Here is a 22321-nt window from a genome sequence, read left to right as displayed (position 1 = left end):
TTATTATTCATGTTTAATATTGCACCTTGATATATTATAATTATCTGGCTGATATTTGCGAACTCATTATGCAATATCATAGAAAACATAGGAGTGATTTTAAAAATGGCTAAAAATTCTGTACCAAATTTTTTTACATTAAGTAATTTGGCCTGCGGGGTATTATCTCTTTTGATGACATTCGAAGCTTCATCACAAAATTTAGGTGCTTACAAATGGGCTTGTCTCTTTATTATATTCGCAGCACTTATAGATAGGTATGATGGTAGAGTAGCAAGATATTTAAATGTTTCTAGTGAACTTGGAAAGGAACTTGATTCACTAGCTGATTTAGTTTCCTTTGGTGTTGCTCCTTCCATACTAATTTTTAATTTGTATGATTTTTCTAGATTTGGTCTAATTGGCTATGTTTTAGTTTTGCTATTGCCAATTGCAGGAGCATACAGACTTGCAAGATATAATACTACAACCTTTGATGGAAATTTCATAGGGATTCCAATAACTGCTGCCGGCATAATTGTTGCATTTTATTCCCTAGTTCTAATTTTATCTAAAGCGACTCCTAATCCAATTTTAACCATTGTCTTAATAGTAATGCTTTCATATCTTATGATAAGTAGGTTAAAAATTAAAAAAGTGTAAAAAAAGAGCTCCATAAACTAATTATGGAGTTCTTTTAATTTGATGATTTTAGCTCTTCTTCAATTTCTGTACGAATACTATCTATATTTGTAGATTTTTTTAGAAATTCACTTTTAAGCTTACAATATTGAATATAGTGTACATTAGTATCATCCATGTCACTCAATATGCTATCAATAACATCACCAAGCATATCCACTCTCTTAAGTGCATTTTTTACATCATTTTTAGTAGCCAGTGCTATTTGATTGAGTTCACCTACTCCGCCGATTAAAAGTCTATAAGAATTAACAAGCCTCCCAAGTAGATCCGCAAGATTGCTAACATCGGAGTAATAATTTTCTATAACTTTTCGCTTTGACAAATCAAATCCACCCTTAAGATAAATATCACTAGTATTATATGTCATAAATGCTGATTTAATGATTTTTGCTCTGAACAAATTTCTTAAGTTCAAGTCCTGTTTTAGTAACTGCAAGTCCTCCCATGGCTGTTTCTTTAAGCTCACAGGGCAATTGTTTCCCTATGGTATACATAGCAGCTACACAATCATCAAAGGGTATTTTACTTTCCACACCACTGAGTACTAAATCTGCTGTAGATAATGCACTTACAGTGCCTCCTATATTTCTCTTTGCACAGGGTACTTCCACAAGCCCTGCAATAGGATCACATACAAGTCCCAAAATATTTTTTATGACTATAGCTGCTGCATCTAGTGCTTGTTTCGGACTGCCTCCAAGCATCTCTACTGCTGCTGCTGAAGCCATGGCTGCTGCAGATCCACATTCTGCTTGACAGCCTCCTTCCGCTCCAGCTAACGTAGCATTTTTAGCTATTATTATACCTACCCCCGATGCTGTTAACAGTGCCCTTATAAGCTCATCTTCAGACTTACCATACTTTTCGCCAGTACTTATTATAACTGCCGGTAAAATTCCACAGGATCCAGCAGTAGGTGCTGCAACAATTTTCCCCATAGCTGCATTTACTTCTGAGGAGGATAATGCTCTTGCCATAGCCGTAACTAAAAATTCTCCACATATGGTATTTTTACTCTTAGCATATTTATATACTTTTACAGCATCCCTACCAATGAGACCACTGACAGAGGTTACCTCATGAGTTAATCCATATTCCGCCGATTCCTTCATTACATTTAAAGCTCTCTTCATTCTATTCAATATAGTGTTCTCTGTTTCACCACTTTTCTGCATTTCCTGCAGCAGAGTATACTGGTATATGGATATATGATCCTTGCTGCATATATCTACAAGTTCACTGCCTGTATTTACAAACATTTATTTCCCCTCCGTAACTGGATTTACACATCTTATATTTTCAATGTTTCCTACATCTTTTATTTTATTTAATATATTTTCAGATATAATTTCATCTGTTTCAAATATCATGGCTGCAGTAAGACCCTTGCTTTTTCTATATACCTTTAAAAATGCAATATTTATACCTGCTTCAGATATAACCGTACTTACCTTTGATATCATTCCCGGTACATCCTTATGCTTTATTATAAGAGTTGGATAATCTCCGTCAAAGTCTACCTTTTGTCCATCTATTTCACTTATTTTTATATTTCCTCCTCCAACTGAAGAACCTAAAACTGTAACTTCACTTCCATCCTTTCTTGTAATAATAAATTTAACTGTATTAGGATGATCTATGCCAAGATCTGTCTCTATGAACTCATATTTTAAATCTGTCTCTTTTGCTATTTCAAAAGAATTTTTAAGCCTTTCATCCCAAGGATCCATCCCAAGAATGCCTGCTACCAGTGCTTTATCTGTTCCATGGCCTCTATAGGTCTTGGCAAAGGATCCATGAAGAAAAAATTGAACTTTTAAAATTTCTTTTTCTCCTGCAATTATACCTGCAATTCTTCCAAGTCTTGCTGCACCTGCTGTATGTGAGCTGGAGGGTCCTATCATTATTGGTCCTACTATATCAAAGCAACTAAACTCTTTCATACCTTTATCACCCATCTTTTTCTTCAATAGTGTCATTTATGCATATGAAAATAAATAGACTAGTTACTCACTAGTTATTTATTTGAATGTGCCTCACTATAATTATATATAAATATAGTAAACTACCCCCAATCATAAAACAACCACTACTATTTGTAAAATTTATTATCTTCCTGTCTTCCAGTAAAAGGCAACTAAAATAGAAAATTTATTTTGCATTAAATTTCACAAATATGCAAACATTATAGATTGTAGATAGAATAACTACTAAGGGGAGATTTTATGTTTATTCTTATGATAAGGACTATTATATTATATATTTTACTGATTATAGTAATGAGAGTCATGGGAAAGAGGCAAATAGGCGAATTACAGCCTTTCGAACTTGGAATAACTATAATAATTTCTGACTTGGCTTCGCTTCCTATGCAGGATACAAGAATACCTATTATTCATGGAATAATACCCATAATAACTCTTTTATTTATAGAAATAATTATTTCCATATTACAATTAAAGATTCAGCCTGCTCGTTTAATAATATCCGGGAAACCAAGTATACTGATCAATAATGGTAAAGTAGATGTAGAAGTAATGAGAAGTCAAAGACTGAATATGAATGATTTATTAGAGGAAGTACGTCTTAAAGGCTATTATAATCTGCAGGATATAGAATTTGCCATATTAGAAACCAGTGGGCAATTATCCATAATTCCAAAGACTGAACTTTCTAATGCCACAAAACAAGATTTAAATGTTAAATGTAAGCAGGATACTATTCCTGTAACCTTAATATTAGATGGTGTAGTTAATCATAAAAACTTAGATATTATAAACCGGGATGAAAAATGGCTTATGACTACATTGAGAAGTAAAAATATAAATTCATATAAAGATGTATTTATTGCCCTTGTTGATTCAAAGGGAAAATTTTACACACAACTTTATCAATGAAACTTACTTAGTGGGAGTTTGTACACCCATTAAGTTTAGAGATATGAAATTTAAATTTTATACGAGGAGGATATATAATGAAAAACGTTGTTGTAGCTTTTGTCTTATTTGCAGCTATGATATTTGCTTGTTTTCTTTCAGTAAAATATCTAAACAAAATATCTTATATCATGTATTCCTCTAATAATTCTATAAAAAATTATATTAATGATGGCAATTGGAAGGCAGCTAATAATCTATCAGCTAAAATAACTAATGATTGGCACATTTATTCCAATAACTGTTCTCTATTTATAAATCATACTCTAATTGACGATATAAGCATAGAAGAACACAAGCTTGAAGAATACATAAAATGTGAAAATAAAGATGAAGCTCTTGCATCTGCTAAAAGTATAGAATTTTTGATAGAAAGAATTAGAAAATTAGAGAAAATTAACATTCAAAACGTATTTTAATGAAAATTAACATTTAAAACGTATTTTAATGAAAATTATTGTGCCTAAACTATGGAAAATAATCTTCATTTGAATTATAATAAATGTAGGGAGATGTCCCACTGGGACAAAAATAGTCCCCATTTAAGTTTGAAAGGTGGAATTTTAAAATGGCATTAGTTACTACTAAAGAATTGTTTAAAAAGGCTTATGAAGGTCATTACGCAATAGGTGCTTTTAACATCAATAATATGGAAATAATTCAAGGAGTTGTTAACGGCGCAAAAGCTAAAAAATCACCAGTTATACTTCAAGTATCATCAGGTGCTTTAAAGTATGCTGGTCCTAAATATTTAAAGGCAATGGTTGATGCTGCTATAGCTGATACTGGAGTAGATCTTGCTCTTCACTTAGACCACGGTCCAGATTTTGAAACAGTTAAACTTGCTATTGAAACAGGTTTTACTTCAGTTATGTTTGACGGTTCACATTTTGAATATGAAGAAAATGTAGCTAAAACTAAAGAAGTTGTTGATTATGCTCATGCTCATGGCGTTGTAGTTGAAGCTGAACTTGGAGTACTTGCTGGAGTTGAAGATGACGTTAAAAGCGACGTTCATGTATACACTGACCCAGACCAAGCAGTAGACTTCGTAAACAGAACTGGAGTTGATTCATTAGCAATAGCTATTGGAACAAGTCACGGTGCTTTCAAATTCACTGGAGAAGCTAAATTAAGATTTGATATCTTAGAAGAAATACAAGAGAAATTACCTAACTTCCCAATAGTTCTTCATGGTGCTTCTGCAGTTGATCCTGTAGCTGTTGCAACTTGTAACAAATATGGTGGAGATATTGCTGGTGCAAAGGGAATACCTACTGATATGTTAAGAAAAGCTTCATCTCTAGCTGTATGTAAAATCAACATGGATACAGATTTAAGACTTGCTTTTACAGCTGGTATCAGAAAAGTATTTGGAGATACTCCAAAAGAATTTGATCCAAGAAAATACTGTGGAGCTGGAAGAGCTGCAATCCAAACTACTGTAGAAGATAAAATAGAAAATGTTTTAGGTTCAGCAAATACTCTATAATTTTTAAAAGGAAGGTATCCCCTTCCTTTTTTACTTTCTTATAGCATCTTCTATCCTATGAAAGGCTTCCTCTAACAACTGACGGGAACAGCCAAAGTTAAGTCTTACAAAACCATCTTCGCCAAAATCCTTACCATCTGAAAAAACCACCTTAGCTTTTTCATAGAAAAATTGAAATGGTTTTTCTATTCCAAGTGGTCTGAAATCCAGCCACATTAAGTAAGTCCCTTCCACATGTGTATAAATTACTCCAGGAAATCTATTAGAAATTTCTCTTTCAATATAGTCACGATTATCACGTAAATAATTTATAAGCTCTTTTTTCCACTGCTCTGAATCTCCGTAGGCAGCACGGCAAACTTCATAGTTCAATATCCCTGGATGAGGCATGGCATAACCTGCTGCCTCAAAACGTTTTTTAAGATTCTTATTAGGAATAATTGCAAAAGCAATAGGAATTCCAGGAATATTGTATGTCTTTCCAGGACTCATAAGAGTAATAGATCGCTGAAGAGCAATATCTCCTGTAGTTACAATAGGTATATGAGGTCTATCAAAAACTAGTTCACAATGGATTTCATCTGACACAAGAATTAAATCATGTTTATTACAAAATTCTGCTGCCTTTAAAAGTTCCTCTTTTGTATATACTCTTCCCACAGGGTTATGTGGATTACAAAGTAAAAATACCTTTGTTTCAGGAGTAATTCTTCTCTCTAAATCCTCAAAATTCATTTCATAGCCTCTACTACCTAGCTTTAATGGAGAAACAATTCTATGCCTCCCAGCTTTTACTGGTGCAGAAAGTAACATGGAATAATTAGGTGTAGTAGTGATTACGTCTCCTTGTCCCATTGCACTTGCCACCCTAAGTCCGGGTACTACACCAGGAAGCCAGGTAATCCATGATTTTTTTAATTGAAACCCATATTCCTTATAAAACCACTTAAAAATAGCATCATAAACTTCCTCACCAGGGTTTGTGTATCCAAAAACACCATGAGCCGTTCTTTTCTCTATAGCTTTAATAATAGCAGGTGAAGATTTAAAATCCATATCCGCTATGAAAAGTGGAATATAACCTTCAGGAACTGTATCCCATTTGATACTATTAGTACCCTTCCTGTTTATAATAGAATCAAAATCAAATTTCATATTATTCACCTCTTAATTTTTATACTTTTTTATATCCATAACATAAATTCTATTGATGATCCATCTAATTGAGAATATTGAACAATATAAGAAAAGTACGAATTAACTTGATTGTTTTTGTTCATTAACCAGTGAAAGCTTTAACGTCGCTCCGCTCGTTAAAAATGAAAGATTTGGCTACGCCAAAAGTAAAGGATATTTTTTCTCCGCTTCTCTACGAAAAAATTTAAAACAAAAACATTCAAATAGTTATTTTATAGTCCGTAGGACCAATTGTATTATACTAATATGATATTATCTTATAGAGTTTTAGGCTTACAATATTGGATAATTCAACTATTCCAACGACCTACCGGTCTAAAAACATATTTGAACTTCCATAATCATATAATCATTAAATTTTTATTTATAAGGCTTTTTTCGTAACGCAGTGGAGAAAAAGCACCCTTCACTATTCACCACGTGAATTCTTTCACTTTTAACCGAGGCGAAGCCAAGGTTAAATCTTTCACTTTGACGCTCCAGCGGCAATCTTTCACTTTTTCACCGCGTAAGCAAGGTGAAAAGCTTTCACTTGTTAACGATTTAAAATCACCATCTATTAGTTTGATCAATCTTTATAGTTAGTTCGCCCCTTTTTACTACTGAGAATTTATTTCTCTATATAATTCTTAATATGCTTAATAACTATATTTATTGTTCCATCACCATTTCTCACAATTTCAAACCTTGAACTATCATCATAAGTCTCTTCATTTATATAGACATCAATATCCTTGTCTATTTTGAGGCGTACTCTCTTTAGCTTATTCTCTACCCACTGTTTATCAACCTCTACATGCTCGCCTACACCTTGTTCCTTAACATATTGAACAAAATTTTCTGCTACATCTTTACTTTCACCAAAAACATCCTGAGAAAATTCATTAATATCAATTTTATCCTCCTGCTTAAGTTTTTTCTTAAGAGAAGATCTGACAACCTCTGCTGCTTCCGCATTATCCTTTAAATTATTTCTTGTCCACTTTTCAGCTGTCTTAATAAAATTACGGGTAACATCTCTCTCATTCTCAACCACAGTGCAGCCCAAAAAATTACTTATAAAATAATTTGAACCATAGTCTTCACCATCTTTAGTTTTACTCTGCTTATCTATAAGCATTAAATCAAAACTGTTCTCATCTAAAATAGGCTTTATAAAAGCGCATTTTTGAAGTCTCTGTCCTCCAGACGGGAGGCCTATAAATTGAGGTATTATATTTATTCCTATTTTATCCTCCAAAAATTCTATATTGTGAGTGTAATTTTTAACATAATCCATTTTTAAAAGTGCCAGCATAGGCCCAAATTCTGTAGATATAGATACTACTATGAGATCACAAGATGGTATATTCCCATTTGACTTCATTAATATAAAAAGCTGCTTTGCTATTTCTTTAGATATAGCTATGAAAGCTCCCTGACCACTTAGATATTCCTGTGAAAGCTCCTTAACAATGTTTCTTTCACTATTAAATACTGCATATTTTAATTCTTCATCTTTTAGAGATTTTTGTATATGTTTTAATATATATTCATAGGTTTCATCTGAAAGCTCCAATGTGTATTCATCGTAGATGGGCTCATCACCATTGTTGTCTAACACATGAAGGATGGCTTCATTCAAATTAACCTCATTAATGTATTCCAAATTATTCCCTCCAAATTGTTTATGATTATCTTAAGGATGTTTTTACTTTTCTAGGGTTCATCGAAAAGCATACTTCTATAAATTTCTTATCCGGCCCAAAGTTTATTCTTAATTTTTCCTGATTGCAAACTGTTAATATACTGTAAATATCGCTATTATTACAATTATTATAACAATTCAGTTCTTTGTCATACTTAAAGTCGCTAGACTTTACAAAATCACTTTCTGCCTTTGCCATGAGTTCAATATCTCTTATTTGGAAATTAGCTGCTGTTTTTCTATTGTTTTTATCTATTATCTTATCAATATCTATTTCTCCATTAGTAAAGCTATATTCATATTCCACATATAACTTTCTCCTGGCAACAAAAATAAGAACTGCTATTACAGCAAATATAATAAAACCTATAATCTTCATTATGGCGAAAAAAACTAAGGCTATAAAACTAGTAGCATACATTAAAAACTTAATATAATTATATAATCTGCTGTCTTTCCTACCCACAAATTGTTCATAAAAATCATTCATTATTTATCCCCCTCGTCTAACATTTAAATATACTTAATTATATCATATCAATCTTTTAATCTAAACTTATAAGTTTTTACATAATTAGTCAGTATACTAGTCTATTTTGTAACTTATTATTTATTTTCAGATGCCTTATTTAATTCCACTATGTTATAATATCAATGAATATTATTTGAGGCATGTAAAAATATGAATTTAAACTGTCCTTATGACGGATTAAGAGGTGAAATTTTTGAAAGAACTGGAAACAAAGATAATACATATAAATGTAGATGAAATAAGAAGTAAACTACTTAACATAAAAGCTGAAAGAGTAAAAATGGAAAATCAAATTAATAATTTATATGACTTTCCTGATAATAGACTACTTAAAGAAAAGGGCTACGCTAGAATCAGAGTTATAGAAGATTTATTAAAAAATGAAACACGCTATTATATGACTACAAAAAAACTTATAAGTCAGGAAAAATATAAAATTATGGAAGAGAATGAAGTTATCATAAGTAATGGTGATATAGGTAATGATATATTCTTGTCTCTTGGTCTAATACTTAAAAGCAGCATAAAAAAATCTAGAGAAAGCTATAAATATAAAAATACTTTAGTGGAAATAGACATAAATGATAAATCCTTTTGTCCCTTCCCTTATATTGAAATTGAAACTAATGAAGAAAATGAATTAAAGGAAATAGTACAACTTTTAGGTTACACCATGGAAGATACTACTTCAAAAACCATATACGAAATACTTAAAGAAGCATCAAACAAATAACCTTCTAGTATTCCATATGGTAAATTTAAAACTTGTATATGTATATATAAGAAAAAGGAGCCGCTATGTTTGGATATGTACTACCCTCAAAGGGTGAACTTAAGATAAAAGATTATGAGAAATTTAAAGCTTATTATTGTGGTCTTTGTCTCTCTATAAAAAAGAATTATGGAACTCTTCCAAGGTTTATCGTAAATTACGATATGACCTTTGTAGCAATTCTTCTTGATGCTTTAGAGAAAGAACCCTGTGAGCTTCATTATGGAAACTGCATAGCTCATCCCGTTAAAAAAAGGAATTTTATAATTAATAATTCAGCACTGGACTATGCCAGTTTCTTAAATGTAGCACTGGTATATTTTAAACTGACAGATGACGTGAAAGATGATAAATCAAAGCTGAGTAGCTTATCTGCCTTCTTCCTAAAAAATTACTTTAAGAAATTTCCAGATAATCTTAAAAAACATAGTAATTTCATAAAGGAAAAGTTAAATGAATTATATAAATTAGAAGATACTGTAGATAATATTACCATAGATGAACTTTCTCATCCCTTTGCAGAGCTTACAGCCTTTGTACTTAGTTCCTATCCTAAATTGCAAGATTATAAGGATACGCTTTATACCCTTGGATATAATCTAGGTAAATGGATATATATAATAGATGCCTTTGATGATTTAGAGGAGGATATGAAGAAAGGTAAATTTAATGCCATAAATAATATTTTTAACGCTGAAAATTTACCCTTTAAAGAATTCAAAGCTTCCATAAAGGATAGAATAGATTTCATATTAGTTACCTGTGCAAGAGGTTGCTTTGAATGTCTTAATAAACTTCCCCTTAAAACCAACAAGGATATTCTCTACAATATATTACAGCTTGGTCTTTTAGAGAAAATGGAGAAGGTTTTTATCACCCCAGTTGTATGATTTTATCCGTTTATTCCAAGAATCACACCCATGTGAGGTGCAATTTTGGGGAAATTCTATCCTTGGATGCAATTTAAATGGTATTTTTACAGTTAATTTGTTAAGATTAAAAGAGAAGACTTAAAGTTTACTACATTGTATATGAAAATGTAATTTAAAATATAATAATGCTTACATAAATGCGAGGAGGAAACAATAAATGAGAAATCCCTATGAGGTACTTGAGATAAAGGAAGGTGCTTCCGAAGCAGAAATAAAAAAGGCTTATAGAGAATTAGCAAAAAAATATCATCCTGACCAATATGGTAATAATCCATTAAAGGATCTTGCAGAAGAAAAGATGAGAGAGATAAATGAAGCTTATGATTATCTTTTAAAGAATCATAGTTCAAGTCAAAATAGCTATAATAATAACAGTACAAATTATAATCAAAGCTACAGTTCACAGTCCACTGGCAATAATGCTGATTTATATAATTCCATACGAATGGATATAAATAATGGTAATTTAGATTCAGCAGAGCAGAAATTAACTGGTATAAAGGTAAGAGATGCAGAATGGAATTTTCTAATGGGCAGTGTTTGCATGAAAAAAGGCTGGTATGATAATGCCTATACTTATATAAGTATGGCGTATAATTTAAGCCCTCAAAACCCTGAATACAGAAATGCCTTTCAATCTCTTAATCAGAGAAATAGCACCTATAGAGAGCCCTATTTTAATAGAGGAAGAAACGATAGAGATGATTGCTGCAGTATTTGTATAAGCATATGGTGTGCAGAACAGATGTGTGATTGTATGGGTGGAGGCTGCTAGTTAGGAGGTTAACTTGTATGGCGAAAACAAAAACCAGTAATATAACTAAAGGAGGATTATATACAGCACTATCACTGTTATTTATATATATCTCCAATATATTACCTACAAATAAATTCTTTATTCTTATAATAGTTTCCTGTATAATTCCTATTTCCATAATCACTACCAATTTAAGAAATAGCGTTACTATTTATGCAGCTACCTCACTATTATCCCTTCTGCTGCTGGGAATAAAATTAAATGTATTATCCTATATAATATTCTTTGGAAGCTATGGCTTTATAAAATACTATATAGAGAAAATCAATAAACTGCCTATTGAAATATTATTAAAAATTCTATTTGCTAACATATGTGCTGTAATTATCTATCTTATCTATAAATTGATATTTGTGGTGGATATAATAGCAGCAACAAAGTTTCCCATTGCCCTTTTAATAATTGCAGTGGAAATTATTTTTCTACTTTATGACTACGCTTTAACTTTATTTATCTCTTATGTGGGTAAAAACTATTTGAAAAGACTAAAATAGTAACGAGAGCATTTTTAATGTGGTTATCTGCCATACTAAAAATACTCTTAATTATATCTGAAATTACTTTTTATTTATTTAGAAATTTTTTCATCTATATTGTATTGACATTTGCTAAAAAACTGATAGAATATTAATTGTCGCTAATGCCCTATAGCCAAATTGGTAAGGCACCTGATTCTGGCTCAGGCATTGTGTGGGTTCGAGTCCTGCTAGGGCAGCCAAAAAGCTAAGATTTAAAAATCTTAGCTTTTTTGATTTTTATACATGGGATTATGAAGTTTTACATATATAAATTTATTTCCTGATTTGTCTTCAATTTTCATTTTAAAAAGGCTTTTACTGAATATATAAGGCTGAAATAAATACTCTTCGTCCTCTAATGCATTTTTTTCATATCCAGCTTGTTTAATTGATGCAAATATTGATTTGAATATATTTTTTACAATTTTCCATAAGGTATCTTCATCTATATTATATCTTTCAGATAAATAATAAATAAATTGTCCAATATTGGAAATAATTAAAGAATGCATTATTACCTTTTGACAATCTTCAGGTCCCTCAATAACATTCCATGAATTCTTAAAAAATTTATGCTGTGGGAAATTCACTTTTAATCTATCCAGACATACGTTAATTGCCTCTGCATCTCTTATAATTACTTTTTCCGGATAAAAATTTTTCAATACAATTATACTGTTCTGAAGATGAGCCTCCAAAGCAATGCCATATACTGTCAGCAGCCTAATTACATCTGTTGTCATCAAACTTGTATATTGCTGAAAAAACTTTAAAACAGCTTCATTAGTGCTTGTAAAATCATTAGTCTTTAAATATGCTGCCAGTATATCATCTATTACAGTATTATCCTTATTTATTAGAGACTCCTCATAAAAAGCTGCTGCTGGAATTGCTATACTATTTTCCCCTACAAAGCTATCTATGCTCTCACGATATATTACACCAATATATTTAGATATATGAATACTGCTCTCCTCATTTTGAAATTGAAATTTATCTGATACTCCTTTATTTTGTTTTATATCAGAGATTATTTTAGAAATATATATTGCATGATGACAGGCTCTATTAGACAAATGCCTTCTTGAACTTGTTATCTGAAGTTCCATTGGCAATTTTATAAACTTATCTAATCCTTTCAAAAGTAAGGATCTAAAAGCAATAAGAGGCCGTCCTTCTATATTGACATCACCGTTTATTTTAAATAATTCTTTGCTGCTATTTAATGTCTTATTATCCAATACTTCAATATTATTATTTATTATGTGAGAATATTGCCAAGGATGAACAGGTATAACGTAATAATCCTCCCAGGATAATCCCAAAGCCTTAAATATATTTTTTAATTTTAAATAATTTTCTTTAAAAATAGTACTAATATAATCATCATAATTATAATCAAGGTTAGAGTTATATACTGCTAAATTTCTCTTCACAGCTATAAGTTCCAGCTTAAAAGTATTCTTGGCCTCTGGTGAATACTTTATCAAATCATCTACAGTTAAGCCTTGCTTTGACTTTGGTGTGGGATGCATTAAATGCCCATTTATGCACCATTGCTCGAAAAAAGTCAAGAGTTCATTTTTATCTCTATTATAATTACCACTAAATATATCTCTATAGATTTTATTATCCAAATGCAGATTCTTTAATCTTAATAATGTTGTCATAAAAAGCTGAGCATTACTTATGTGCAGATCCTTACTTATTTTATCTATATTATAAGACTTTAAAATACTGATGCTTTTAAATACATCTATTACTGTATCAGTACTTTTTATTTCAACTATATTATTATCTTCAAGTAAAATTGGAAATTCTTCAATTAAAAATCTCTTAAGCTCATACTCTTTTTTTATAAATATTATAAATGTAGTCTTTTCTTGCGTAAAATAAGGTATCCTAGCTATTTTTTCCATAGCAATATTATTTTTTTTCAAGTAATTCTCAATAACTAAACTATTGTCATGATTAACTTTTTGAAATATTTCTTCTGTGGAAAATTCTCTTAGAAAACTGCTTAAAAACCGTGAAATAGAATTTAGCCTAGCCTGGTAAAGGCATTTTAAAATATTTCCTTCTGAAAATTTATTTTCCATTGCCCATTTAAAAATCTTTTTTTCCTCTTGATTCATGTCATAGTCATCTGATTTTAAGGGGATCTTATTATTAAAATTCATATCAATACCTCTTTCTTTTATCTATGTAAAAATAACACTTTAAAGATGTGATATAGATTTCATAATAGACAAATATGTAATTTTTTACAAAAATTATACCATCTTATGTTGAATTTTTCATATTAAAACAATAAAATACTGATGTATTAATCAACTTATAGTTTCATCTTTAATACACTAGCTCATTTATCTTCCTTATTTTTACAAGTAATAGCTTATCTTAAAAATGTATAAGTCATCTGAAAATAAATTATTATTAAACAATTAAAAATATGCTAAAATACCAATACTTATTACTTTTAATTTGGCTTTTTAAATTGTATTGACAATATATGATATATAATCTATAATTTATTGGTGTAAATATATTTTTATATTTTGCTTTGAACAAGAATAGTAATATTGAAATCATCTAAAGAGAGCTGTTGTTTTGCTGAAAGACAGTGATGATAATATATGAACTCACTTGGGAGCATTGCTGCCAAAAAGCAGTACGGTTAAAACCGTTATATTGTAAAGTGAGGTTCTTACCTAATTAGAGTGGTACCACGGAGTTTAACCTTCGTCTCTTTTTGAGATGAGGGTTTTTTTTAATATGTTTTAAATATTAGCTAAAACTAAAGGAATTGATATTTAACGTGAACTTAGCAGAAATACTAATATTCTAATAAATAAGATAAGATATATTATTACATATGAGATATTGAGGAGGTCATTCAAAATTGGGAAACTACAGTACTAAAATTGATGAAAAATGGCAAAAAATATGGGAAGATAAAAGCCTTTATAAATTTGATGAAAATAACATGGGTAAAAAATTATATGCTCTAGAAATGTTTTCATATCCTTCTGGAGCAAGGCTTCATGCAGGTCACTGGTTTAACTACGGTCCAGTGGACTCCTGGGCAAGATTTAAGAAAATGCAGGGTTATAACGTATTTCAGCCTATGGGCTTTGATGCTTTTGGTCTTCCAGCAGAAAATTATGCTATAAAAACAGGAGTTCATCCCAAAGACTCCACTATTAAAAATATAGAAACCATGGAAAAACAACTTAAGGCAATGGGAGCAATGTTCAACTGGGATCATGAGGTTGTAACCTGTTTTCCTGACTACTACAAATGGACTCAGTGGTTATTTTTGAAACTCTATGAAAAAGGCTTAGCTTACAGAAAAAAAGCTCCTGTCAACTGGTGCCCTAGCTGCAATACAGTACTTGCAAATGAGCAGGTAGTAGATGGTGGCTGTGAACGCTGCGGTACTGAAGTAGTAAAAAAAGATCTAACCCAGTGGTTTTTAAAGATTACCGATTATTCAGAAGAACTTTTGCAAAAACTTGATGATTTGGATTGGCCAGAAAAAACAAAAGCCATGCAAAGACACTGGATTGGTAAATCTAAAGGTGCTGAAGCTACTTTCAAAGTGGATAATAGTGATGTTACCTTTGATGTATTTACTACAAGAGTAGATACACTATTTGGAGTTACTTACGTAGTTCTAGCTCCTGAAAGCCCATTAACAGATAAAGTTACTACTACTGAACACATAGAAGCTGTAGAAGAATACAAAACTCAGTCAGCAAAACAATCTGATATAGAAAGACAATCTTTAACAAGAGAAAAAACTGGTGTATTCACAGGCTCTTATGCTATAAATCCTGTGAACGGCAAAAAAGTTCCTATTTGGGTAGCTGACTACGTACTTGCCACCTATGGAACAGGTGCTGTTATGGCAGTTCCTTCTCACGATGAAAGAGACTTTGCCTTTGCAACAAAATATAATTTACCAATAATAAGGGTAGTAGAAGGCGGAGATTCTCTTCCTTATACTGACTATGGTAAACTTGTAAACAGTAGTGAATTTGACGGTCTATCTGGTAATGAAGCTAAGGAAGCTATAGTAAAATTATTATCTTCAAAAAATCTTGGTCATTGGAAGGTTAACTACCGACTTCGTGATTGGCTTGTTTCAAGGCAAAGATATTGGGGTGCACCTATTCCTATAGTTTACTGTGAAAAATGTGGAATCGTTCCTGTACCAGAGGATCAGCTTCCTGTTGAACTTCCCTATGATGTTGAATTTGCTCCAGATGGCAGGTCACCTCTTGCAAAATCTGAGGAATTCGTAAATACCACTTGTCCACATTGTGGTGGACCAGCTAAAAGAGAAGTTGACACTTTAGATACTTTTGTATGTTCATCCTGGTATTATTTAAGATACCCTGACAGCAAAAACAGTGACAAGGCTTTTGATCCAGAAATTATAAACAAAATGCTTCCTGTAGATAAATATGTAGGTGGACCAGAACATGCCTGCATGCATCTTTTATATGCAAGATTCATCACAAAGGCTTTAAGGGATATGGGATATCTAAATTTTGATGAGCCCTTCCTTTCACTAAGACATCAGGGCTTAATACTTGGACCGGATGGACAAAAAATGAGTAAATCCAAGGGAAACACAATATCACCTGATGATTATATAAAAGAATACGGTGCTGATGTATTCAGACTATATCTTATGTTTGGTTTTGACTACACAGAAGGTGGTGCCTGGAGCGATGATGGAATAAAGGCTATCTCAAAATTTGTGGATAGAGTTGAGAGAATTTTATCACAATGTACTGAAGCTTCCGCTGACAAAACTACCATAGATAAAGCTGAAAAGGAATTAAACTATGTTAGAAACTTCGTAATAAAGAGCGTAACTGAAGACGCTGAAAAATTTCAGTTTAACACATGTGTAGCCAGAATAATGGAATTCACAAATGCACTTTCAAAATATCTCAATGAAGAGAAAAAAAATACTGAACTCCTAAAGCAATGTGTCAATGATTTTATAAGAATTTTATCTCCTTTTGCTCCTCATTTTTCGGAGGAAATGTGGTTAAATACAGGAAATAATTTTTCAGTATTCAAGGAAGCTTGGCCAAATTTTGATCCAAAAGCATTAATTAAAGATGAAGTTGAAATTGCAATACAGGTGAATGGAAAAATCAAGGCAAGAATAGATATAGCCTCTGATTTAAAGGAAGATGCAATTAAGGAAACTGCATTAAAGGATGATAATGTCAAAGCAGCTATTGAAGGTAAAAATGTTATCAAGGTAATTGTAATCAAAGGAAGATTAGTTAATATAGTTGCAAAGTAGAAAATAAATATGAATAATGTCTTTAACTATTCTTTTGCCACTATAATAATTTAGATATCAGTTTAAAACATTGTAAATAAATAGTAAGTCAAAGGAGTCTGTCAATAATTTTGTGTAAACTGCCATAAGAAATTTTAAATTAGATGTTTTTATGAGAAACTAGGTTTGGTATTAGAAATATAAAAACCTAGTTTTTTATATTTATTATATATTTTTACAGTAAAGCATTATAGCTATGACTAGAAGATTATAGGTAAATTTAAAAAATTACAGTTTCAAGCCTATCACTAAAATATATAGATAATTGAGCTAGTATTTGAGCCCATCCACGTATAGATTGGGTCCACTTTTTGCTTATATCCATTGTTGCTAGATAAAGCATTTTAAGTAAAGCATCATCTGAAGGAAATACGCTTTTACTCTTGGTTACTTTTCTTAATTGTCTATTATAGCTTTCCATTGCATTGGTAGTATATATTATTTTTCGTATCTCTGGCGGGTATTTGAAGAATGTAGAAAGTTCTTCCCAATTAGCTTTCCATGAGCGGATAGCAATAAGATATTTATCTCCCCATTTTTCTTCAAATTTAGCTAGCTCCGCTAAGGCTGCATCTTCTGTTGCAGATGTATATACTAGTTTTAAATCTGCATTGAATGCTTTTAAATCTTTATAAGATACATATTTAGAAGAGTTTCTAATTTGATGTATTATGCATCTCTGAATCTCAGTACGAGGATAAATCGCTTTAATAGCTTCTTTAAATCCATTAAGACCATCAACACAAGCTATAAGTATATCATTAACCCCTCTATTTTTAAGTTCATTTAATACTAAGAGCCAGTATTTTGATGTTTCATTAGCTCCAATCCAAATTCCCAAAACTTCTTTAATACCATCTAAGTTTACTCCAATAACTGCGTAAGCAGCCTTGTTTATGACTCTATTATCCTGTTTAACTTTATAATGTATGGCATCCATAAAGATTATAGGATAAACGGCTTCTAATGGTCTATTTTGCCATTCTTTAGCTATAGGAGTAATTTTATCTGTTATACCAGATATTAGTGTAGGCGAAGCCTCAAAACCATATATGTTTTCTAAGTGAGTAGCAATATCTCTGGTAGTCATTCCTTTTGCATACATACCAATAACTTGATCTTCAATTCCAGATATATCTGTTTGATTTTTCTTAACAACCTCCGGTTCAAAACTACTGTTTCTATCTCTTGGTACATCAAGTTGAAATTCTCCAAGATCTGAAATTACCTTTTTAGAGCTTCGTCCATTTCTACTATTAGATGTATTTTTATTTTTGTAGTCATATTTAGAATATCCCAGATGGTCATCAAGCTCCGCTTCTAACATTTCTTTAAGCGTATCGGCGAATAGATCTTTCAATGTTTCTTGAACATCTTTTGCACTTGTAGGCTTTGTTTCCTTAATAAGTTGTTTAATAAGTTCCTTTCTTGAAAAAGACATAATCTGTGCACCCTCCATTTAATAAGAATAATTATATCATCTTTATGGAGTTTACACAGATTATTTTACACTCTCAGTCAAAGATACGACGTATTTTGACTTACTATTTATTTTTGCATGCCTAAGAATTTATTGAATGCATTTTTCTCTACCTATAAAACAACTATAATCTTATTTGTATGCTCTTATTCTTCCAGGACTATCTATAAATACGCTTGGCTGTATTTCCATATTAGTATGCTCTATTATATTTTCACCATATTTCATACCCTTTTCACCATATTTATTTTCAACATCCTGTCCGATCATAAAAATATCTAAATTTCTATTTTTGTATTTATTAAATATATTCATGCAGGAATTAATTAAATTAGCCTCTGCCCCCCTTCTTATTTCATCTAACTGTTCATCTGTCAAATCCATATATTTCTGTACTTCAACAATTCTAGCTTTTATATTCATTTTTTTGGTAACCTGTATATTGTTACCATTCATATTTACATCAGTATTCGTTTTACTGTTTTCTATAGCCAATGATATATATTTTGTCTTATCCCTTGGATCAGCCACTTCCATAGAGCCTAATGAGACTGCATCAATTAGAAAATTATAAGCCTCCCCTTCTGATTGTGGAAGCATTTCAGCCAATTTATTATCTTTCATTATAGCCCCGCCGTTAATTACAAGAGTAGGAATAGGTTCATCATTGTTTATCTTTAGTACTGTCAATACATCTGTCTTACTTGGAGCCAACCTTCTCGATAAATATCTGTTAAGTGAAGATTGAACTGCTCTTGGGCTGCTTCTTACATTGCCTATTAAGTCCCATACAAATAGACCTATATACTGTTCTCCTTCAAAATTTCCTTTGGCAAGTCTTTCTACATCACCATCATAAACCAGTAAATAAGGCTTTATTATAGCATTTACATCTCTTCTAAAAATATCAAGATAATTTTCTATCCCCTGTGCTGCAGCTGCTTTTGTATATATTATAGCTTTATTTTGTGTATAATTTATCTGAAAACTAGATGCCAAATTTATATCGTTTACCGCTTCATAGACAGTTTTACCTGTGCCCTTTAAAACAATTCTCTGACCTGTTTCTGCAGCTTTAGATGCAGCTCTAACTGATTTGAAAATCTCCAAATATACTACAGGTTTATTTTCTTTATCTATGTCTACTATTACTGAAGTTACAAAAACTACATTATTTATATCCGTATAGCTAAAGCATCCATTTAAAAATATAGAAGCTGTTAAAAATAAACATATAAGTAATTTTTTCATTTTTTACCATCCTCATTCGTAAAGTCTCCAGATATGGAATCTAAATCATCTCTTAAAATTAAATCTCTAAAACTAAACTTTTTAATGGTTCCCATTGGAAATACATATTTAAATCCACAGCTTTTTAGTCCAGCTATTTCAGATATCATTAGAACTATCCCTACAAAATAGCCTGGTAATCCAACAACACTGGATATTATTATTAAAAAAATTGACCAAAAGGTTATTGCTCCATAAATTTTTGGTGTCAAAAATGAGGCTATGGAAGTTAAAGCCACAATAATTATTGTAGTTTCAGAGGCAAAACCTGCACTTACAGCGGATTGTCCTAGAATTAAAGCACCCACAATACTCATTGCCTGCCCTACTGGTTGAGGCAATCTTACTCCGGCTTCTCTCAATATTTGAAAGAAAAATATCATTATAATCATCTCTACTACCAGGGGAAATGGTACACCTGCTCTGGATATAGAAAGCCTAAATACAAATACAGAAGGTATTAGTGAAAAATGATGAGTGGTTAAAGCAACATACAGTCCTGGTAAAAGCACTGAAATAATATATCCCAGCCACCTTAAAATTCTTAGAAAATTAGACATATATTTGTTTAAATAATAATCATCTGGCATTTGAAAATTTTCATAGAAGAAATAAGGTGCTGTAATTACAAAAGGTGTACCATCAACAATAATTGCTACTCTTCCTTCAAATAATTTTGAAGCTACCACATCCGGTTTTTCAGTATAACCTACAGTGTCATAAAGGGTACGCTTTTCTTTTAGTTGCTCTTCTATATAATTTGTATCCAGTAAAAAATCCACATCCATCTTTTTTAGTTTCTTTCTTATTTGAGATACCAATTTACTGCTAGCTACACCTTTTATATAAACTAGTATTACAATTGAATCAGATTTTTTTCCCATATACATGCTTTCAAATTTTAAATCCGCATTTCTAGCTTTTCTCCTTATAAGAGAAATATTATCTACAAAGGCTTCTGTAAAACCTTCTCTTGGTCCTTTTATAACACTCTCTGTAATTGGTATGGATACAGACCTTCTAGCCCAGCTCTTTGCCTCACAAAATATTAGCCCCTCATAAAAATCAGAAATTATAACTACATCTCCTGAAAGTATATGCAGCAGTACGTCATGACTGGTATCTATATTCCCTATGGAATTGGCAAATATAATACTTTTTTTTATATCTTCTGCAGTTTCAATATTATCTCTTTCTTTTACAATGGGTTCAATTATATATTGGCTTATAAAATGAGAATCTGTTAAATTATCAATAAATATTATATATATGCAGCCTTTTTTACACTTTATCTCCCTATTTTTTACATCTACATTATCCTTTAACTTTTCCTTTACAAATGTAATATAATCTTCATTCATGCTATCACCTGCCTTATTTTTTCTTTACCTTGCATAATTTTCAATAAATATCAAATAATAGAATTAAGTACAAAGCTTTCAATAGTAGTATGGATTTTTATAAATACTTTATGCAGAAGAGGTAATGTTATGGATAAATTTAATGGTACTCATTTAATTTTTCTCCTATGTGGAGTAACTATAGTTTCAATGAAAACCTATCCTTCTCTTTATACTGAATTAGGCGGTAGAGATTCCTGGATAGCTGTAATTTGCTCAGGAATAATTATATTTTTGTTTGCTTATATAATTATGGCTATAATGCAAAAAAATAACAATTATAATATATATGATATCTATTGCAGTGCCTTAGGAAAAGTATTGGGAAATATACTTATTTGGTGTTTTATATTGACTCTGTTCTTCACCTTAATAGAATGTACAGCTGTTGAAGCAAATTCAATGCATGTTAGCATGTTAGCTGACACGCCGCCTTGGTTTTTTTCAGTATTCTTTGCTATACCTGCTATATACACAATTTGGAGAGGAAGTCACTCCATAGTTATTGTAACTATAATCGGAATAACTTTAGTAGCCCTTTCTGGAACTAATTTAGCTATACTTACCTCTAAATATAAAAATTTTAATTTTCTTTTGCCTGTTATGGAACATGGCATAACACCAAACTTTCTTATAAGTATCATAAAAAGCTTAGCATTTTTTAGTTTTTTTTCTATAATATTACCTTTTCTAACAGAACTGGAAAATAAAAAAACTGTAAAAAAATATTTAACTATAGCTCTTTTATTCATTATTCAAATGGAAGTAGTTTCTACTGCGGGAATTATAACAACCTTTGGAACTTTACTTGGAAATACAATGTATTATCCAAAATTAACTCAAACTCAGCTTATAAATTATTGGGGATTTTTAGAAAGTGGTGAATTATATGTATTATTACAGGTAGTTGCAGGCTGGTACATAAAGTATGTGTTAACTTTTTTCTCTATGAAGTTGATATTAAATAAAATAAATATACGAAATAAGTTTTATATTTATTTTGTAACTGCACTAGTTTTAATAATTTCATTTTTATTTTCTCGTGATATAGTGTTACTTTTTAAAGCATTAAACATATTCCTCTATATTTCACTTGCTAATTTTATTGTTATACCAATTATAGTATATATAATATTTCATTTAAAAAATAAAAAAAGTTTAGAATCAAAAACCACTATAAAATCTTCCAAAATATAAAGCTATTAAAAAATTCATT

At 30.9% G+C, this 22321-nt stretch carries 20 protein-coding genes, 1 tRNA gene and 1 other annotated feature; of the genes, 11 read left to right on the top strand and 10 right to left on the bottom strand.

The features are described 5' to 3' along the window. Window positions 1-105 precede the first annotated feature (105 nt). Window positions 106-642: a CDP-diacylglycerol--serine O-phosphatidyltransferase gene (pssA, locus tag CLOPA_RS05980; RefSeq protein WP_015614569.1), complete on the top strand. Its 537-nt coding sequence runs from the start codon at window positions 106-108 to the stop codon at window positions 640-642. A gap of 34 nt (window positions 643-676) precedes the next feature. On the opposite strand, the gene CLOPA_RS05975 is transcribed toward pssA, so the two are convergent. The 3 genes from CLOPA_RS05975 to sdaAB are packed head-to-tail and all read right to left on the bottom strand — an operon-like array spanning window position 677 to window position 2627. Further along, a complete protein-coding gene (locus tag CLOPA_RS05975; RefSeq protein ID WP_015614568.1) occupies window positions 677-1051 on the bottom strand; it encodes a hypothetical protein in 375 nt (124 codons plus the stop codon). 10 nt (window positions 1052-1061) lie between these two features. Continuing rightward, a complete protein-coding gene (sdaAA, locus tag CLOPA_RS05970) occupies window positions 1062-1943 on the bottom strand; it encodes an L-serine ammonia-lyase, iron-sulfur-dependent, subunit alpha (protein ID WP_015614567.1) in 882 nt (293 codons plus the stop codon). After that, a complete protein-coding gene (gene sdaAB, locus CLOPA_RS05965; protein WP_041711313.1) occupies window positions 1944-2627 on the bottom strand; it encodes an L-serine ammonia-lyase, iron-sulfur-dependent subunit beta in 684 nt (227 codons plus the stop codon). A 282-nt stretch (window positions 2628-2909) separates the two neighbouring features. Between sdaAB and CLOPA_RS05960 the strand changes: the two genes are divergently transcribed. The 3 genes from CLOPA_RS05960 to fba all read left to right on the top strand — a co-directional run bounded on the left by CLOPA_RS05960 (window position 2910) and on the right by fba (window position 5112). Continuing rightward, a complete protein-coding gene (locus CLOPA_RS05960) occupies window positions 2910-3581 on the top strand; it encodes a DUF421 domain-containing protein (RefSeq protein WP_015614565.1) in 672 nt (223 codons plus the stop codon). 77 nt (window positions 3582-3658) lie between these two features. Beyond that, a complete protein-coding gene (locus CLOPA_RS05955; RefSeq protein ID WP_015614564.1) occupies window positions 3659-4039 on the top strand; it encodes a DUF4363 family protein in 381 nt (126 codons plus the stop codon). 149 nt (window positions 4040-4188) lie between these two features. Beyond that, window positions 4189-5112: a class II fructose-1,6-bisphosphate aldolase gene (fba, locus tag CLOPA_RS05950; protein WP_015614563.1), complete on the top strand. Its 924-nt coding sequence runs from the start codon at window positions 4189-4191 to the stop codon at window positions 5110-5112. A gap of 30 nt (window positions 5113-5142) precedes the next feature. Here the strand turns inward: fba and CLOPA_RS05945 are convergent, their stop codons facing one another. The 3 genes from CLOPA_RS05945 to CLOPA_RS05935 form a co-directional block, all read right to left on the bottom strand. Beyond that, window positions 5143-6267 carry a MalY/PatB family protein gene (locus tag CLOPA_RS05945; protein WP_015614562.1) on the bottom strand — a complete coding sequence of 375 codons (1125 nt, stop codon included), beginning with the start codon at window positions 6265-6267 and terminating at the stop codon, window positions 5143-5145. A gap of 652 nt (window positions 6268-6919) precedes the next feature. Then, window positions 6920-7957 (bottom strand): nucleoid-associated protein, encoded by a 1038-nt coding sequence (locus CLOPA_RS05940; protein WP_015614561.1) that lies wholly within the window; start codon window positions 7955-7957, stop codon window positions 6920-6922. Between the two features lie 25 nt (window positions 7958-7982). Next, entirely contained in the window at window positions 7983-8486 is a 504-nt protein-coding gene (locus CLOPA_RS05935) for a DUF6106 family protein (RefSeq protein WP_015614560.1), read from the bottom strand. 235 nt (window positions 8487-8721) lie between these two features. Between CLOPA_RS05935 and CLOPA_RS05930 the strand changes: the two genes are divergently transcribed. The 5 genes from CLOPA_RS05930 to CLOPA_RS05910 all read left to right on the top strand — a co-directional run bounded on the left by CLOPA_RS05930 (window position 8722) and on the right by CLOPA_RS05910 (window position 11767). After that, on the top strand, window positions 8722-9261 hold the full coding sequence (locus tag CLOPA_RS05930; protein WP_015614559.1) for a class IV adenylate cyclase: 540 nt from the start codon (window positions 8722-8724) through the stop codon (window positions 9259-9261). A gap of 65 nt (window positions 9262-9326) precedes the next feature. Beyond that, window positions 9327-10190: a DUF5685 family protein gene (locus tag CLOPA_RS05925; protein ID WP_015614558.1), complete on the top strand. Its 864-nt coding sequence runs from the start codon at window positions 9327-9329 to the stop codon at window positions 10188-10190. A 199-nt stretch (window positions 10191-10389) separates the two neighbouring features. Beyond that, window positions 10390-11007, top strand: a complete 618-nt coding sequence (locus tag CLOPA_RS05920; protein WP_015614557.1) for a J domain-containing protein — start codon at window positions 10390-10392, stop codon at window positions 11005-11007. A 17-nt stretch (window positions 11008-11024) separates the two neighbouring features. Further along, the gene (locus CLOPA_RS05915) at window positions 11025-11543 is read left to right on the top strand and encodes a hypothetical protein (protein ID WP_015614556.1); all 519 of its coding nucleotides are present in this window, start codon (window positions 11025-11027) and stop codon (window positions 11541-11543) included. 147 nt (window positions 11544-11690) lie between these two features. Continuing rightward, window positions 11691-11767 (top strand) — tRNA-Gln (locus CLOPA_RS05910). Between the two features lie 21 nt (window positions 11768-11788). Here the strand turns inward: CLOPA_RS05910 and CLOPA_RS05905 are convergent. After that, window positions 11789-13747 (bottom strand): IucA/IucC family protein, encoded by a 1959-nt coding sequence (locus tag CLOPA_RS05905; RefSeq protein ID WP_015614555.1) that lies wholly within the window; start codon window positions 13745-13747, stop codon window positions 11789-11791. A 374-nt stretch (window positions 13748-14121) separates the two neighbouring features. Next, window positions 14122-14320: a binding site (T-box leader), on the top strand. 149 nt (window positions 14321-14469) lie between these two features. On the opposite strand from CLOPA_RS05905, the gene leuS reads away from it, so the two are divergent. After that, the gene (gene leuS / locus CLOPA_RS05900) at window positions 14470-16896 is read left to right on the top strand and encodes a leucine--tRNA ligase (RefSeq protein WP_015614554.1); all 2427 of its coding nucleotides are present in this window, start codon (window positions 14470-14472) and stop codon (window positions 16894-16896) included. A gap of 259 nt (window positions 16897-17155) precedes the next feature. Here leuS and CLOPA_RS05895 read toward each other — a convergent pair whose 3' ends face one another. The 3 genes from CLOPA_RS05895 to CLOPA_RS05885 form a co-directional block, all read right to left on the bottom strand. After that, complete coding sequence (locus CLOPA_RS05895; protein ID WP_015614553.1) at window positions 17156-18376, bottom strand: IS256 family transposase; 1221 nt, start codon at window positions 18374-18376, stop codon at window positions 17156-17158. A gap of 171 nt (window positions 18377-18547) precedes the next feature. Beyond that, the gene (locus CLOPA_RS05890) at window positions 18548-19666 is read right to left on the bottom strand and encodes a Ger(x)C family spore germination protein (RefSeq protein WP_015614552.1); all 1119 of its coding nucleotides are present in this window, start codon (window positions 19664-19666) and stop codon (window positions 18548-18550) included. Continuing rightward, a complete protein-coding gene (locus tag CLOPA_RS05885; RefSeq protein WP_015614551.1) occupies window positions 19663-21066 on the bottom strand; it encodes a spore germination protein in 1404 nt (467 codons plus the stop codon). Before CLOPA_RS05885 ends, CLOPA_RS05890 begins: the two co-directional genes overlap by 4 nt. Before the next feature lie 129 nt (window positions 21067-21195). Between CLOPA_RS05885 and CLOPA_RS05880 the strand changes: the two genes are divergently transcribed. Then, the gene (locus tag CLOPA_RS05880) at window positions 21196-22302 is read left to right on the top strand and encodes a GerAB/ArcD/ProY family transporter (RefSeq protein WP_015614550.1); all 1107 of its coding nucleotides are present in this window, start codon (window positions 21196-21198) and stop codon (window positions 22300-22302) included. Window positions 22303-22321: the final 19 nt, after the last annotated feature.

It is taken from the genome of Clostridium pasteurianum BC1 (genome assembly GCF_000389635.1).
In the GTDB taxonomy this organism is placed as follows: Bacteria; Bacillota; Clostridia; order Clostridiales; family Clostridiaceae; genus Clostridium_I; species Clostridium_I pasteurianum_A.
This window is presented reverse-complemented; position numbering and strand designations above follow the sequence as displayed.